Here is a 16,155-nt window from a genome sequence, read left to right as displayed (position 1 = left end):
ACCTGCGATCAATAATCCATGTTATCCGCTTAATCTGCGATCATTATTTGTATTCATCCATGCAGATCGTTGCAAAAAGGTGTAGGGCAAGCCGCGGCTTGTTCCAAAAAAAATCGTCAGTTTAATCCGTGCAAGCTGTTAAATCTGTACACACGTTGATTTCCATTGTTTATGCACCTCCATTGCGGTAATTTTGGCATTTTGTTTACGATAATTACGCATGAAAATAGTCAGAAAACTCTATGACTGGGTGCTGCACTGGGCACAGACACCCTACGGACCCATAGCCCTTTTCCTTCTCGCATTTGCAGAATCTTCCTTTTTCCCCATTCCGCCGGATGCGTTACTGATTGCACTTGTGCTGAGCGTCAGGACAAAAGCCTTTAAATTTGCGCTTACCTGTACCATCGGCTCAGTCCTGGGAGGCATGTTTGGTTATGCCATCGGCCATTTTGCCTGGTGGAATCTGGATATGGAGTTTACCTGGCTTGCAATGTTTTTCTTTAATAATGTCCCCGGCTTTACTGAAAAATTATTCTTCGAAATTGAAGCGCTTTACAAGCTGTATGATTTCTGGATTATTTTCACGGCCGGTTTTACTCCTATTCCCTATAAAGTGTTTACCGTTGCTTCAGGTGCCTTTAACGTAAATCTCCCCATGTTCATCTTCGCTTCAATACTTTCAAGAGGCGCACGGTTTTTCCTGGTAGCATTTCTCCTCTGGAAATACGGCGAGCACATTAAGAACTTTATTGATAAATATTTTGACTGGCTGGCAATAGCGTTTACGGTACTGCTGATCGGCGGGTTCGTAGTAATTAAATTCCTGCTGTAATCAGGTAGCCAGACCGAACCTCTCCTTCAGTTCTTTCCTGCCGGAGGGTGATACCATAAGAATAAGAATTTCATTCCCTTCGAGAGCGGTGGCTCTCGGAGGGTTGAATTGTATCTCGCCGTCTTTTCTCAGAGCAAGCAGCAGAATATCTTCACGGGAGTAAAGATCCATCTCCTCAAGGGTTTTCCCTTTGCTTACCGGAGTAAGGTCAATTTCCTCAACCCGTAGATTGGCATTTTTATCCCGCATCATGCTATCCAGAAAACTTACCACTGCAGGACGCACCATTTCAGATACTATCCGAAGGCCTCCAATCATGTAGGGAGATATAACTGAGTCAGCCCCGGCCCTTTTTATTTTTTCGATCTGCTGAATATCCCTTACTTTGGAAATAATCCGGATTTCCGGGTGAAGCTGCCTTGCGGTAAAGGTAATCACCAGATTATAATTATCGTCACCGGTTACCGCAAAAATTCCTTTCGCCTTTTCGATACCCGCGCTGATAAGTATATTATCTTCAGTTGCATCTCCCTCCAGAGTGATAAAATCTTTTATATCTATCAGATGATTTGTTTTATGGATATCTTTATCAATAAGCACAAAGGGACGGTCAGTTGCTTTAAGTTCCTTTGCAATCTGCAGCCCTATATCTCCGGTACCGCAGATGATAAAATGTTTGTTCAGTTTTGAAATCATTTTGAGTGTCCGCTTCTTTGAATAGGAAAGAAAAACATCTCTGTCAATAAGGAGTGCAGTAAGGTTGGTAACTATATAGGTAAAAGAGCCAACGCCAAAGAGGGCAAGTATTACGGTAAAAATTCTTCCTCCGGGGCTGCTATCAAGAGGGATAATTTCTCCGTAACCAATGGTCGTGACGGTAATAGCCGTCATATAAAAGCAGTCAGTAAGCGATGCCTCCCCTTCGGATATTATGTAATATCCGAGGGTTCCCCCTAAACCGAGAAGGATAAGGAGAAGCAGCGAGAGGATAAGCCGTTTCGTGAAGAGATTCATCTGGCTTTTCAACTTACTCTCTGCCCCTTCAGAAGGTCCAAAAGTTCCTTTCTATTTAAGCAGCAATACTTTTACGGATTTCTGAAAATCTTTACCTGTGAAATTTACAAAATAAACTCCTGATGTCAAGTCAGGTACGTCAACTCTGAGTGTATGCTCACCGGCTTCATGGAAATCTTCAGTAAGAACTGAAATACGCTGTCCAAGTGAATTGAATAATTCAGCTTTTACGAGTCCTGCATGCGGAAGTGAAAAACGGATATTGGTTGCCGGGTTAAACGGATTAGGGTATGCATCATACACCTGAAATGAGCCGGGTATTTGCTTTATCCCGGGTGATTCATCCTCAACAGAGGTGAAAACTGCATCGGGCGATTTTTTCCGGTTTACCATCATCATGGTTGCATCAGCCAGCAGATACTTGCCCGGCTCCATCTGTGTATTATCAACACGCAGCACCCGCGACCGTCCGGGGTTCAGATATGCCTCTCCGATTTTTACCCACGTTGCGTTTGCGGAATTCTGCTGATTAAAAATAACGGTCTGTTCTCCGTTGGTATCATAAATTGTATATTTGGCAAACTGTGTAAACGCAAAATTCGGAACATTATATACATAGATATCATACCACGCCGCGGCTTTCGCTTCAATATAATAATCGAACCATGCATCAGCGGTGTCATTGGTCCAGTATATCTGCGGATTGAAGCCCTGTACCGGAACACGCTGCCAGTTCCCCTGCCTTTGGGTATTTAATTCATCATCTTCGTTAATAATCCGGGCTGCAGGACGGAAAACATTACCGTTGCGGTAGGGCACCAGAGCAGGTTCATTGTAATATAACGTGCGCAGTGTATCACCAAGCAGACTGTTATTGGCTGGGAATGATTCGTAAAAGAAGAAACACTCCCCTTTCATGCCGCGTGTTCTGTTCAGGTTCATCGACTGAATAAAGAACGATGGGGAAATTATATAACTTCCTGCTTTGGTAAGCATGCCAGGGAAGAAAATATGTTTCTTTGATGCAGGCACAAGGTTTGAGGCATTAATCAGCTCATTTGCGTATGATGTATAATCGTAGCGGTAAAGCTGCGGTATAAAATTCTCGACGATGCCGGAGTCAACCCAGGTTTTGCTGTCCTGCAGATATTCATCATAACCCCAGGGATAATTGGATGGCGCCGCGGAAACAATCAGATGCTCACCGCGCACTTTCACGGAGTCTTTCATTCTCCTGAAAAAATTATTCAGTTTATTTGCGCGCCAGCGCTTCCAGGAAGCATCCCAGAAATTCGCCGGAGGATTGGCGCCTCCGTTTTCTGATTTATATATGGCAACGGTTGTTGAATCATATCCCCCTTCAACCGGCATTGCAGGAAGGCGGTCATCCCCCTGAACACCGTCAACATCATAATTATCAAGCACTTCGGTAATGATGCTTATCATAAAATCCTGCACCTCTGGATTGGTACCTGCCATCCAGTCGAAGCCGTTTTTTACCAGCAGACTTCCGTCATTTTTCCTGCCTGCCCATGAGGGATATTTGTTAATAATATGCCCTCCGTTAAGAGAGTATGATGAAGAAAAGCCAAATTCAAACCAGGGTATTACTTCGATGCCAACCCGGTGTGCCTCGATAATCAGTTTCTTCAGCAGATCCCTTCCGGCAAAGGTTTGCCAGATGGGCACGTTAAACTTTTCCTGCATAATCTGGCTGGGATACAGCGTATATCCTTTATTCCAGACAACGGGAAAAATCACGTTAAATCCGCGTTCAGCCAGATAGTTCACGGCATCGGTTATGTTCTTATCGCTGAACAAAACATAACTGTCAACATTGGTTATCCAGACAGCACGGAACTCAGTCTTTTGCTGTGCAGTGAGCAGAATAGGAAGAAAACAAATAATCCAAAGGGCTTTTCTCAAATTACCTTACCTGTGCAATAAATCGGGAAATTCAACATCATCAGTATATATTTTCTCCTTAAAGAGTCCCGGATAACGCTTCAGAGCTTCATAGAAGAAGAATACTTCTCCCTTGAGGCCTGCCTTGCGGTTTGCCTCTATCATCTGCAAAAGAAACTCTTCCGAAGGATAGTACTTGCCAAGCTTAACCAGAATACCGGGATAGAAGCGGTGGAGGTCTTTCTTGTCTATCTGTCCGCTATATAAGTCATCAAGGAGTTTCTGATAGGCATTTATGTTATAGCGGTAAAGCTGCGGATTCACCAGTTCAACATATCCTTTGCGCATCCAGGTTGTCCAGTCCTGAAGATATTCTTCTTTGGCAAAAGGATGAATTGAAGGAGAAACAGAAACAATCACATCTTTTTTAATTTCTTTAACCGCTTTATACATTCTGCCCATAAAATCAGTAAGCAGATTGCAGCGCCATTCAATCCACGCAGGATCGGCGTAATCGGCAGGAGGTTCCTGACCATTATGTTGCTTTTTATATAATGCAACAGTGTAAGGATCGTATCCTGACTCAGAAGGCATGGCGGGAAGACGGTCATCCCCCTGAATGCCGTCAACGTTATAATTGCGGACAACTTCGGTTACCAGATCAATAGCAAATTTCTGAACATCTGGATGAAAACCGTTCATCCATTCAAAATTATTCTTTTTTACAAGATTGCCGTCTGAATCAAGTGCAGCCCATTCCGGTTTCTTTGCAATAATGTGTCCGCCGTCCAGATTATATGAGGTTGAAAAGCCAAACTCGAACCAGGCGAACACTTTGATATTTTCTTTATGGGCCTCTTCGATCATTTCAGCAAGCGGGTCGCGTCCCCAGTAGAGAGTATCCTGCTCAACGCCAAAATGCTCGAGCATTACCTTACTCGGATGCATGGTTACCGCTTTATTCCAGGTAACCATAAATATGGTATTGATGCCGTTTGCTTTGCAGAGCGCGACTGCTTCGCGGATTTTTTCGCGTGATGTGAGCACATCGCTGTCCACATTTGTCAGCCATACCCCGCGGACTGCTTCATTTTTTCCCTCACCTGATGATATTCTGCCTGCCTGACATCCGAAGGAAAAAAGAAATATTGTTGTTAAAACTAAAAGCACCCTGTTTGTCAAAATGAACCTCGTATTCCTGCTGTTATCTGATACATCTGAAAGACACTTACATTTTCCATGTCAAGCACAAGAGCCGGCCAGAGTTCACCAATAATCATTTTATAGTGGGCTCCTAAATAAAAATCAACGGGACTGATTACCGGAATGGTTATGCCGATTCCTACATTCACTCCTCCGCTCCAGTCGAGCTGTTTTATTTCGGCAATTGATATATATTCAATACCTGATTTCACACCGGTCCCGGTAGTGTCGTAATAAATTGAATCCCTGAAACTGCCGCGGAATCCTTCCCAGCGGTAAACACCGAATCCGAATTCGATATCCGCCGTTAAAAATCCGAAATCCGCCAGATTTGACTTTGCGTTCGCGGATAAACCGTACGCAGTCAGATACATATCAATACCGGGAGTCGGAACCTGAACCGTCTGGGGAACTCCCGCGACGTTCAGGTTACGTTTTACGGAAAGCTTTTCCTCATTTTCCGTTCCAAAGTTGATATATTCAAACGCACCAAACCAGTACCATCCGGGGGAAGTTTCCTGACCAAACCGGAGACTGAACCCCATGCCCGGCTTGAACCGGTCTGCAAGAGATCCTGCCGGAATGAAGAGTGAACCTTCCGCTCCCGCGATGAACTGAATCTTTTGTGCATAAGTATCAGCAGTAAAAAGTGTGACCGCTGTTATAAGTATATATAAAATCCGCTTCATGCTTCTGCTTTTCATTTATTAATAACTGAAAACAAGCGCCAGGCCGGTGCTCAGGGCATTTTCAAAAATAAACTCATTGTAGCCCATTGACCCCTCCGTCTTAAGAATCTGCTGATACTTAACGCTTCCTTCAAGTGAAAATCCTTCAGTGATAATATATCTCACACCGGCTCCGGCAAAAATAACCGCCGGATTGCCGTATTTATTCGTGGCAAAGTTGCGGTAGCTGTATTCATAGGTAAGCCCGTATGAATCAAAACGCCTCTGCCAGGATTCAGCAAGATACATCCTTCTGGTATAAAAATATACTCCTCCGCCAATTTCCGGTGAAATCTTAAGATTATCCGTCAGTTCAAACTCCCTGCTGAAAGAAAGAAGTACCGGAAGTATATCCATTTTCTGAACAGGAACTAATGATGCTGCTGAACCGGGGTTTTCAGCCAGGTCAGCCGCAACACGGTTCCGGTACCGGATTTCCCAGAAATCCCAGTTCCACTTCTGCAGTGCTGAATCCTGAGAAACACTGTAGAGTGTATATCCTGCCGTAAGATTAAGACTGAACCAGTCCATCACATTATACTTCAGTATCAGTCCGCCGCCGACAGCATCTGCCTCAGTTACCTTAATTCTTTTTGAAAGCCCAGCTGAATAGTCAGAATAAAATGATATTGAAGTAACCTGGGCGTGAACTGTTTCGGCAAGCATAAAACAAGCAATTGCGAGTAAAAGAGTTTTTTTCATTTTATACCTCACAATCCGTACTGCAATGAAAAGCGGAGAGTGCCCCCAAGCCGTCCGTAATCAGCATAGGAAAAATCTGCCGAAATGGTCTGAGAGAAATCAGAGTTAAACCCGATCCCCACCGAATAAGTTTCCTCATCATAGAAGAACTTGTATCCCCCCCGGAGGAAAAACATTTTATTATATCCGATCTCAAATCCGGTGTTCAGGCGTTCATCCCCGTCATTCGGATGAACTGCTTCGGCTATAAGAGTTACACGCAGATCAGACTCCATTGAGCCGTATACTTCAGAAGCTGCCCCAAGTCTGATTGAAGAAGGCATTTTGAAGGGATCATTGATATATTTGGAATCTGTACCAAAGTTGTTGATTGTGGCTGCTATTCTCAGACTGGAAAGTCCCGTGAAATAGAGAACACCGCCGTCAAGCAGGAAGTTATCCGCTGAATAAATATCAATGGACTCTTTGACATATTTAACCGCAAGGCCAAAAGCAAACTTATCAGTAAGCCGGCGTGAATAACCTGCAAAGATTGCCGTGCCTGATGCACCAAACTTTCCGGTTTCTTCAAAGAATTTCTGGCCTGACGATTTTACCGTACGGGACATATCGCCGAAATCCATCTGCATCATACCCACGGCAATCACACCGATATCAGAGTTAAACGCGTAGCTGAATGCGTAATGGTTAATATCCGCGATGTATGAAGAATAGGAAAGCGCAAGGGAGTGAGCAGTTTCAGAGAATCCTAGTCCTGCCGGATTAACGAATACCGAATTGCTTCCGTTATCACTGAGGGCTATGGATGCCTCGCTCAGTCCCGCTGTTCTTGCCGTTACCGGTATAGTGAGAAAGGTAAATCCTGATGTCGCGTTTTTCTTGAACTCCTGCGGAACTGCAGGTACTGTCAAAAGTATAATAAGTATAAAAGAGAGTATGTTTTTCATCTTACCACCGCAAACTTTCCGGTTTTTGTACCCACCGGGGAATCTATATGATAAATATATACCCCGCTTTCTATGAAGAGACGGTAATCAGTCACCTGATCCCAGGAGACCACCGCGCCGGTACCTTCAGGCACTTCAATGGTTTTTACCAGATCACCTCTCACCGTATATATTCTGATGGTGCAGGGATTAGGGATATTCACAAACTGCAGCTGATCGCTTTCACCCGGCAGCGATGACCCCGCGCCGATAACAAACGGGTTCGGCACAACCAGCACCTTATCCAGAGTCTGAAGCGGAGGAAGCGTAGCAGTGAATTTCACAATCTTCTTATTGGCGTAGATTGATGACTCGAGAGCCGGAACCGCACCGGTGCTTCCGGTTTCGGTGAATCGTGCCGTCGGGTCAATATTCCATGAAGGCCTTCCGTTGTCAAAAGCCGTGAGGGCATAATAATAAGAAGAGCCGATATCAACGGTTGAATCAATAAAGCGGTATTCACCGGTAGCTGCGTTGTATACAGCCGGATCGCCTTTGAGAACGGTTCCCACTGAATCCCAGGGACCGATCGGCAGGTAATCCGAACGGTACACTCTGTATCCTGCCAGATCTGGAGTGCCATCATCGGGATCAGGAACCGATTCCTTCGAATTATTCCAGATGATTTCGTTGGCCACAAATCCTTCTCTCCCTTTATAGAAATCAACTGTAAAGGCGGGAGCAGGAGGAGGATCCGGATGATTAAATCCGTTTCCCTTAACCTTCTGATCATACGTGAACTTGGCTTTATCAGCAGAATTCTGGAACAGCCGCAGACCTCCTGCTCCTATTATGCTTGAGGCAGAAGGATCAAGCGCTGAATTATAGCTCGCGCCGTCAACCAGTTCGGCAACAGCAATCACAATTGAGTCCCCGGGCAGTATATCCCACGGGCCCAGATTCATCATTGACCACATTCTTGAGCGGCGCATATATACGGTATCAGTTGGAAGCTGAACATAATTCTGTGCTGAAGAAAGGTTTTTAATCAGTTCATACTGGGCTTCTTCAGTATTTTTATTTGAGAGAGGTCCGCCAAAGTCAAATGCGTCATCGGCGGCTGAAAACCCGTATGACCTGACCGTGGTTGTCTGATTGGAGGAATTCCGTGATGAGTAAAGCAATCGCAGACCAACATATCCGGGGGCAAGCCACTCACCTGATGGATTGCCGTTGGTAATACGTCCCTGTGAGTTTGAGAAACCAAAATCAGGTTCTATCTTGCTTGTTCTCAGATAATCAGCAGCTCTTCCCCAGATCATGCGTCTTGCCGCGTCATAGAAAAACCAGGTATTGCGTGCGCCAGGAGTTTCCTGGGGGAAAAGTACCGTCCATGAGCGGGAGTTTGCATGCAGTGCATAGTTAAACATTGCGTAAAACTCAAGCAGAGTATCCGCAATTGTTGCCACTCTGAGGGTATCACCAAGCGCGGAAAAGTGAGATTTCAGCTCAGGCGATATATTTTTTATCACATATTCATGAATAACATAATTTTCATTCCGCGCTGATCCGCTCCACTGATGGCTCGAGCGGGTAACTCTCACCGGTAACTGGCGGGTAATGCCAAACTCATCGGTGTAGAGTTTATTATATTCCCATGAAGTTTCAATCACCTCTTCTCCTTCAAGCGGACTTGAAACCAGCCAGTAGTTATCTCCGTTTTTATACTTGAAGTTATGCTTTGTAAGAAGATATTTCGCGCCTGTTTCGGAGGAAATAGTTGCTCCGGAGATTGACCAGTCTTCAACAACCAGAACCGAGTCAGCAGTACGTTTAGCACCGACAATCAGACCGCCGGTAAGCATATAGGAGGGAGCGCCTCCTATGTTTTCGTTTATCCAGCTTGGCTCAAAGCCCGGCCAGTCAAGTCCGATACCGATTCTTCTCCAGTTATTAAAACTGGGGCCGCTTTTTCCGTTGAATACGCTCTGCCAGAGTTTGCCGCGGTTAAAACTGAGTGCCGGAGTCTCTATCTGAGCGTATATATCAGCGGACAGTAATCCGGTAAGTATTGCGATAAGTATAATGAGTCTTTGTTTCATAATCTTTAGAACCCGATTCCTAATGAGAAGAATACCTGACGGGGTATATTCTTATATGTCTTAAATGCTGCAATCCGGTAGCTCGTAAGTTCAATTTCCGATTTATCAGCCGGATTGTCCATGGTAATTCCTTTTTCTACCCAGAAGTTCAGGTCAGTTCCTGAAAGCGGTGTAAGCCATCTGTTATTGAAAAGGTTCATCACTCTCATGCCAAGCAGTATTCTGGTTCCGCCAAAATAGATATCTTTGTTAAAACTGAAATCAAATACCGATTCAAGCGGGTATCTTCTGTTATTCCGTATATCTGAAAGATCGAACGTGGTGATATACGTGAAAGGAAGACCTGACTGTGCTGAATAGGTAAGGCTGAATGTCGAGTTCTGGAACGGTTTAAATCCGAACATACGCAGCCCCTCTTCATTCCGGAGCACATACTGAACAATAGCACGAAGGGAATGCGTCCGGTCGCTTGAACTGAGGAATTCACCGGTGAAGTTTCTCTGCTCAGCACGGGTATTATCCGGGTAAATAAATTCAGAGCCGTAGTTGCCGTCGGTGGTCTGTGAGAGGGAATAGCTTACCTTATATCTCCAGTTCTCAACATTGATTTTTTCTATGGAAAACTCAACACCTACTGAAGCGCCAAATGCATTGTTATCATAGGTCGTGTAAGGATAGAGCGGTATATCGTCAGTTGTATATCCTCTTACACCTCCCTGCGGTCCAAGACTTCCCGTGAATGATGCATAACGCTGTGTGCCTATCTGGCTGACACGGTCGTTGTAATAGAGTACTGCATCAAGGCGCTGTGCATCGTCAAGAATCTGCTGCAGACCGAACTCAAAATTGATGCTCTTCTTAAAGTCAAGATTAGGATTGCCTCGCACCAGCCAGCCCTGGTCAGTTCTTTGTGAGAGCGCCTGCGTAAAGATAGGCATTGAAGCAAAATGTCCGTACTGGATTCTGAAGGCGGTATTCTCGCCAATCGGGAATGAAACGCCTATTCTGGGCATCAGGATAAACTTGGTTTCTGAAGGTACTGTTTCAGGATTGCCATAGGGCTGATCCGGTTTGCCAGGACCTCCTTTTCCCTGATAAAAGATATTAAACCGGTCTGCCGGAACCTCTTCCTGGAAATTGTATATATCTCCCCGCAGTCCCAGATTGGCAACCATTCCCTCAAACTCCATCTTATCCTGTATATAAAACGCTGCATTGATCGGATAAGCCTGGTAATATTCCGCGTAACCGCTGCGGATAAGATACGTGTTGGCGGTAAAACTCGAGTTGACTGCGTGATTAAAAAGATCATAATACGCAAATCGTATCCCTGTCTTAAGCAGATGTGCCTGGCTGATCTGATTGGTATAATCGAATGAAAAATTCAGAATGTTATTGCGGGAGTCCTGATAATAATTCGTACTCAGATTAAACGGACGGCGGAAGAGTGCCGACTCATACCAGGAGCCGTCACGGAGTACTGCACCGCGGGTATCACCAAGACTGTCCAATCTGTCAACTTCCTGAGTATTGCCAACCAGATATTTATATGGCAGTGTGTAGGAGTCATTCTGATTGGTAAGTGTTGCTTCTAAGAATGATGAATTAGAAATGGTATATACATAGTTAAAACTCTGCGAAACGGTCTGCTCGGTTCTGACGGGGTCAACCGTTACCAGATATTTTGTTGATGAGCCGGAGGGGACAAACGCAATACCCGCCCAGCGGATATCATCAGAACCTGACCAGATGCCGCCGGTATAGTTCTGATAAGAGGTCATCAGTTTGAACTTATGATCGCGGATGGGTGTATAAGTCAGATTTAATATATAGTTCTGGTAGACAAGATTCCGTTCCGGTGTGGGAAGCCTTGTCGGATTTTTCCGGTATTCACCGGAGAAGTAAAATTTGAGAGAGTTCATTTCCTTGCCCAGCGGTCCGCCGAATCCGATGAGATAACGGGTGTATGCCTGCTGACGGTAATCGTAAACACCGAGCGGATTATCATCGGCGGGTGAATGGTTTTTTACCCAGAGGCCGTGTGCCCAGCGGATTTCCCTGTCAAGTACTTCATTCCATGCGGCTGAGTCAGATGCAGTTGCCCCTCCTGATTTAAGCCGGTCATAAAGCCAGTTATAACGGTCATTGCTTCCCACTTTGTCAAGTATGCCGATTTCACGGATAAAGCTTTCTTCATTTCGTTTTGCCCACCAGTTATCAAAATTGCCCCATTTTGTCCATTCGTAATTATTCTGATCGTACAGATATTCACCGAAGTGATACTGCCCGGCGGGACGGTATTCCACTCTGAACTCACCGCTCAGTTTTGGTGTACCCTCTTTTAACACAACTTTTACCACACCTGCCTGTGCATTGCCGTATTCAGCTGAAAATCCTCCGGTTATAAGCTGCATCTGCGAAACACCCAGCGGGTTAACGTCATACTTCCAGGAGTTGTCAGCTTTTTCAGTACCTGGGGTTCCTGCCGGTCCTCCGGTTGAGGTATTTACCTGCTCTACGCCGTTCACCTGAAAATTCACTTCATACGAGCCTGAACCGCGGACGGTATAGTTTCCTGTAGCAGTCTTCTGGAAACCAGCGTTAAGGTCGAGCTGTCCTCTCAGTCCTTCAACAGGTGCCGTTTTAATCTGCGCCTCGCTCAGGGAAGAGCTGGTGGAGGTCTGGTCTTTTATAATTTTTGGCTTTTCCGCCTTTACTACCACCTGCTCAATCTGGATGGTTTCCTCAGAAAGCTTAATATTGACGGTTGTTGTTCTGTCAACAAACACTTCCACATCGCTCACGGTAACTTTTCCGTAGCCGAGGAGACTCGCACTTAATTCCACGATTCCGGGAGTTACGTTTATTATCGAATACCGGCCGCTGACATCAGAAGCAGCCCCGATATTGGTTCCGACAACAAGAATGTTTACCCCGATTAATTCTTCACCTGTCCGGGCATCCGTCACTTTACCGGAAATTTTACCCTTTTGGGCAAACAATATGCCGGGAAGAAATATAAATAAAAGAATTAGCACGGATATTTTTCGAAGGACAGCAGATTTCAGGCACATGACAGTCTGTAAGATGTTTGTATGAATAATCCTTTGAAATTTAAGGAGAAGCCGTCAAATAAAAAATTGAAACAGACAGATAAACCCTGATTTTATTCACTTAAGGTACTTTTTCGCCCGCTGTTTCACCAGCCAATCCTGACCAGAAGGATGTAAACGATTGTATATTTGCAGAGTAAAATGAAAGAAAAGATAGTGAAAAACATAACAGTCTATACCATACTCCCCGATGCAGAAAATCTTGAAATTATCTCTGCGTATCTGTGGGAACTGGAACCGGCCGGCATTGAAGAAGTGGATTCCGGACTCCGGCTCTACTTCGACGCAGAGCAGGATCCCGGCAAAGAATCCGTTGAAAAAGCTCTTGAGGAACTGAAAACCGCAGGACAGCTTAATGATTACCAGGTGATGACCCAGGTATTTGCAAACCGCAACTGGAATGAAGAGTGGGAAAAGAACATCTCCGTAATACGGGTTTCCGATGATATGGTCATTAAACCAACATTTAAGGAATACACGCCCGAGGGAAATGAACTGATCCTGACCATTGACCCCAAAATGTCCTTCGGTACGGGAGAACATCAGACTACAAAATTGATGCTTCTGGCTCTCAAAAAATACATCCGGGGCGGAGAGAAAGTCCTTGATGCCGGAACCGGCTCAGGTATCCTGGCCATCGGTGCAGTGAAACTTGGTGCCGCCTCTGCAATTGCTTTCGATAACGATGACTGGTGTTACGATAACGGAATAGAGAACTGCCGCCTTAATGATGTTTCAGACAAAGTAGAAATACGTACCTGCGAACTGGACGACATTCCGCAGACGGAATTCGATCTGATACTTGCCAATATCCAGAAAAATATCCTGGTGCAAATCGCTGACGGACTCACCTCACGTATCAGACCCGGAGGCATACTGCTCCTCTCCGGTCTGCTCGGCGATGATGTTGAAGAAGTTACCGATCTCTACACCCGGCTCGGCTTAACCCGGCTTGAGGTAACAGAATTGCAGGAGTGGAGAATGATAGCGCTCAGAAGGAATTAGTAATCAGGAGTTAGTAATATATATTAGTTCCGGGTCTTTTGAATTGTGCAGATGATTTAGCATGTTTACTTTTATAAGAAGGATGGTTATTATTGACGCTGCATTTTAACAAAATAGAGATGAAAGACCGGAGACGTGACCTGCGGGTTAAAACAACAGAGTTCGAAAAGCTAATGTGGATTTTCCTGCGGAGCAGGAATACCAAGGGGCAGAAATTCCGCAGACAGTATTCAGTGGATTCTTACGTCATTGACTTCTATTGCCCCTCCCTGAAACTTGCCATTGAAATTGACGGAGGAATACATGAAAAGGAAGATCAGAAGAAATACGATGCCGAAAGACAGAAGCACATAGAAGCATACGGTATCAGATTTTTGCGGATAAAGAATGAGGAGATTATGAATGATATGGATAAGGTAATGAAGGCAGTGGAGGATAAAATACAATCGCTTTTAACGGAGCAAGAAACCTCACCCTAAATCCCTCTCCTCAAAAAGGAGAGGGACTTTTAAAGTGAAATTCTATGCTCCCCTCTCCTTACCAAGGAGAGGGGCAGGGGGTGAGGTTTGTATACATACAACCAATCCGTTTATTTCTTAGCCCCAGCCGCCAGGATCAACCTCATCCTGAACCCTTCTCCTTAAACAGGAGGCAGACTTCTAAATACAGATTCTTACTCCCTTTTCCTTCCCAAGGAGAGGGATTTTCATATTCATTTTCCACACTCCCCTCTCCTTCCCAAGGAGAGGGGCAGGGGGTGAGGTTTATATACTCAGTTATAAAACTCTTGAAGCTGCGGGACCTTCTTTAATGATGCAAGCATATCAGTATCAACCGGCTTAATGAGATACGATACCACCATCGGAAATGTTTTGGCCCGGTCTGCGTCTTCGAAATCAACCGATGAAGTAACCATGGCAACCCGGATTCTTTGTGCAACTTCATGATCTTTAACCGCTTCAAGAAACTGCCAGCCGTTCATGACCGGCATATTTATATCCAGCAGGACTATAAAATTCATTCCCGGATCCTGATGTGCAGTTATATAATCTAATGCCTCCTGCCCGTTCCTGAAGTTTAACGGGTTCAGGGAGAGCCCTGACTTTCTTATATATCTTGATATGACAAACAGCACCATATCATCATCATCCACAAGCATCACTTCAAACTTCATTTTCAGGCCTTTCAATGTTTATTGCGGCAGATTTAGCCGCAATATCCTTTATGATATCGTCCAGTTCAAATGCGGAGTTTAATACTCCCTGCAAAACCATTTTCCCATCTTCATCAGATACAAATTCTTCCCTGAGCAGCGCCGTTAAAGCCATCAGGCGGGCTAACGGTGCACGGGCGATATGAGACTGCTGCCAGGCAATTTCTCTGAGCTTTTCATTCTGCTTTTCGATGGCTGATATATAATTAATTCTGTCAGTTATGTCATTCGCGGCAATTACACGGGCATGAGTGTCACCAAACTCCACTGCCGCACCATAGATATCAACATGAATAATTTCGCCGTTCTTCTTTGTGTGCCGGAAGATATTCTGATAGGTTATCTTAACACTTCTGTCAGAAAGCACAGCTTCAAGTTTTGCCACATCTGCCGGAGGACGGATATCTTTGATGGTCATGGAGAGAAACTCTTCCCTGCTGTAACCATAATGCTGTACCGCCGCCTGATTTACATCCAGAAACCGCAGCGTCACAATATCATAGAACCACATTGGGGTAGGGCTCAGATGAAAGAGGTCTCTGTATTTTTTTTCCGAGGCTTCCAGATCAATAAGAAAACGCTTGCGCTCAATGGTGTAAACGATACTTTTATATAAGGTTGAAGCGGAAAGTTCGTCCTTTAAGAGGTAGTCTGCTGCTCCCAGATTGAGTGACTTTATACTGAAAGAAAAATCAGAATATCCCGTGAGGACAATAACCGGTGCATCTCCGCAGAGAGCAAGCATTTCGGTTATCAGATTTTCCCCGTGTTTATCCGGCAAGGTAAGGTCAAGCAGCACAACATCAACGCGTGGTTTTTCCTCGCTGGTAAGCTTTTTTACCTCAGAAAAATTTGATACATGGATAAGTTCCGGTTTCATCATCAGTTCGTGCAGATAATCCTCAATCAGAACATAATCTCCCGGATTATCTTCAACGATAAGAATGTTGTATTTTTTGGGATCCTTAATCATTTTGCTATACAGGTTTCAGACTTACCAGTCCTGTCCAGAAATTATCAATCTCATTGACCGCTTTTATAAAATCATCTGCTTCAACCGGTTTTGTGATATAACAATTGGAATAATTCAGATATGCCTGTCTAATATCATTAGTGGAAGAAGAGGTCGTAAGCATGATAACCGGTATATGCTTTAATACCTCTGAAGTTTTTATATATTTAAGAACTTCAATTCCGGTTTTTTTCGGAAGATTGATATCGAGCAGGATAAGATCCGGGGAATTTGCGTTTGCATATTCTCCGATCCGGTTTAAATAATCTATGGCCGCCTTGCCGTCTTTAACTACTTCAACCTTATGATCTTTATTGGATTCCTGCAGGCCTTCGAGAGTCAAAAGAATATCTCCTTCGTTATCCTCAACCAGAAGTATATTTTTTGGCTGCATTTC

14 protein-coding genes are annotated in these 16,155 nt (G+C 44.6%); 3 read left to right on the top strand and 11 right to left on the bottom strand.

Annotated features, from left to right (window positions below):
* The first annotated feature begins 220 nt into the window (after positions 1-220).
* Positions 221-835: a DedA family protein gene (locus HRU80_07030; GenBank protein ID QOJ28642.1), complete on the top strand. Its 615-nt coding sequence runs from the start codon at positions 221-223 to the stop codon at positions 833-835.
* Here the strand turns inward: HRU80_07030 and HRU80_07025 are convergent, their stop codons facing one another.
* Genes HRU80_07025 through HRU80_06990 form a run of 8 tightly spaced genes read right to left on the bottom strand, consistent with a single transcriptional unit; the run spans position 836 to position 12,417 of the window.
* A complete protein-coding gene (locus HRU80_07025) occupies positions 836-1,849 on the bottom strand; it encodes a potassium channel protein (GenBank protein QOJ28641.1) in 1,014 nt (337 codons plus the stop codon).
* 51 nt (positions 1,850-1,900) lie between these two features.
* On the bottom strand, positions 1,901-3,775 hold the full coding sequence (locus HRU80_07020; GenBank protein QOJ28640.1) for a family 10 glycosylhydrolase: 1,875 nt from the start codon (positions 3,773-3,775) through the stop codon (positions 1,901-1,903).
* 6 nt (positions 3,776-3,781) lie between these two features.
* The gene (locus HRU80_07015; protein QOJ30483.1) at positions 3,782-4,903 is read right to left on the bottom strand and encodes a family 10 glycosylhydrolase; all 1,122 of its coding nucleotides are present in this window, start codon (positions 4,901-4,903) and stop codon (positions 3,782-3,784) included.
* A gap of 29 nt (positions 4,904-4,932) precedes the next feature.
* Positions 4,933-5,646, bottom strand: a complete 714-nt coding sequence (locus HRU80_07010) for a hypothetical protein (protein QOJ28639.1) — start codon at positions 5,644-5,646, stop codon at positions 4,933-4,935.
* Between the two features lie 18 nt (positions 5,647-5,664).
* Entirely contained in the window at positions 5,665-6,387 is a 723-nt protein-coding gene (locus tag HRU80_07005) for a hypothetical protein (GenBank protein QOJ28638.1), read from the bottom strand.
* A gap of 8 nt (positions 6,388-6,395) precedes the next feature.
* Positions 6,396-7,334: a PorV/PorQ family protein gene (locus HRU80_07000; protein QOJ28637.1), complete on the bottom strand. Its 939-nt coding sequence runs from the start codon at positions 7,332-7,334 to the stop codon at positions 6,396-6,398.
* A complete protein-coding gene (locus HRU80_06995; GenBank protein ID QOJ28636.1) occupies positions 7,331-9,415 on the bottom strand; it encodes a hypothetical protein in 2,085 nt (694 codons plus the stop codon). The genes HRU80_07000 and HRU80_06995 overlap by 4 nt, the downstream gene beginning before the upstream one ends.
* 5 nt (positions 9,416-9,420) lie before the next feature.
* Complete coding sequence (locus tag HRU80_06990) at positions 9,421-12,417, bottom strand: TonB-dependent receptor (protein QOJ28635.1); 2,997 nt, start codon at positions 12,415-12,417, stop codon at positions 9,421-9,423.
* 267 nt (positions 12,418-12,684) lie between these two features.
* Between HRU80_06990 and prmA the strand changes: the two genes are divergently transcribed.
* Both prmA and HRU80_06980 read left to right on the top strand, forming a co-directional pair.
* A complete protein-coding gene (gene prmA, locus HRU80_06985; protein ID QOJ28634.1) occupies positions 12,685-13,533 on the top strand; it encodes a 50S ribosomal protein L11 methyltransferase in 849 nt (282 codons plus the stop codon).
* A gap of 119 nt (positions 13,534-13,652) precedes the next feature.
* A complete protein-coding gene (locus HRU80_06980) occupies positions 13,653-14,012 on the top strand; it encodes an endonuclease domain-containing protein (protein QOJ28633.1) in 360 nt (119 codons plus the stop codon).
* 293 nt (positions 14,013-14,305) lie between these two features.
* Here the strand turns inward: HRU80_06980 and HRU80_06975 are convergent, their stop codons facing one another.
* Genes HRU80_06975 through HRU80_06965 form a run of 3 tightly spaced genes read right to left on the bottom strand, consistent with a single transcriptional unit; the run spans position 14,306 to position 16,152 of the window.
* On the bottom strand, positions 14,306-14,707 hold the full coding sequence (locus HRU80_06975) for a response regulator (GenBank protein QOJ28632.1): 402 nt from the start codon (positions 14,705-14,707) through the stop codon (positions 14,306-14,308).
* Positions 14,697-15,719 carry a PAS domain S-box protein gene (locus HRU80_06970; GenBank protein ID QOJ28631.1) on the bottom strand — a complete coding sequence of 341 codons (1,023 nt, stop codon included), beginning with the start codon at positions 15,717-15,719 and terminating at the stop codon, positions 14,697-14,699. Before HRU80_06970 ends, HRU80_06975 begins: the two co-directional genes overlap by 11 nt.
* Before the next feature lie 4 nt (positions 15,720-15,723).
* Positions 15,724-16,152: a response regulator gene (locus HRU80_06965; GenBank protein ID QOJ28630.1), complete on the bottom strand. Its 429-nt coding sequence runs from the start codon at positions 16,150-16,152 to the stop codon at positions 15,724-15,726.
* Between the last annotated feature and the right edge of the window lie 3 nt (positions 16,153-16,155).

The sequence above is a fragment of the Ignavibacteriales bacterium genome, from assembly GCA_015709675.1.
Taxonomy (GTDB): domain Bacteria; phylum Bacteroidota; class Ignavibacteria; order Ignavibacteriales; family Ignavibacteriaceae; genus H2-BAC3.
Note: the sequence above shows the minus strand (reverse complement) of the source record. Positions and strands in the feature narration are given on the sequence as shown.

Bases quoted from the DNA above. Each gene is read 5' to 3' on its own strand.
- HRU80_07030 (QOJ28642.1), top strand. From the start codon at position 221: ATGAAAATAGTCAGAAAACTCTATGACTGGGTGCTGCACTGGGCACAG.
- HRU80_07010 (QOJ28639.1), bottom strand. From the start codon at position 5,646: ATGAAGCGGATTTTATATATACTTATAACAGCGGTCACACTTTTTACT.
- HRU80_07005 (QOJ28638.1), bottom strand. From the start codon at position 6,387: ATGAAAAAAACTCTTTTACTCGCAATTGCTTGTTTTATGCTTGCCGAA.
- HRU80_06965 (QOJ28630.1), bottom strand. From the start codon at position 16,152: ATGCAGCCAAAAAATATACTTCTGGTTGAGGATAACGAAGGAGATATT.
- HRU80_07025 (QOJ28641.1), bottom strand. From the start codon at position 1,849: ATGAATCTCTTCACGAAACGGCTTATCCTCTCGCTGCTTCTCCTTATC.
- HRU80_07000 (QOJ28637.1), bottom strand. From the start codon at position 7,334: ATGAAAAACATACTCTCTTTTATACTTATTATACTTTTGACAGTACCT.
- HRU80_06970 (QOJ28631.1), bottom strand. From the start codon at position 15,719: ATGATTAAGGATCCCAAAAAATACAACATTCTTATCGTTGAAGATAAT.
- HRU80_06980 (QOJ28633.1), top strand. From the start codon at position 13,653: ATGAAAGACCGGAGACGTGACCTGCGGGTTAAAACAACAGAGTTCGAA.
- HRU80_06995 (QOJ28636.1), bottom strand. From the start codon at position 9,415: ATGAAACAAAGACTCATTATACTTATCGCAATACTTACCGGATTACTG.
- HRU80_06975 (QOJ28632.1), bottom strand. From the start codon at position 14,707: ATGAAGTTTGAAGTGATGCTTGTGGATGATGATGATATGGTGCTGTTT.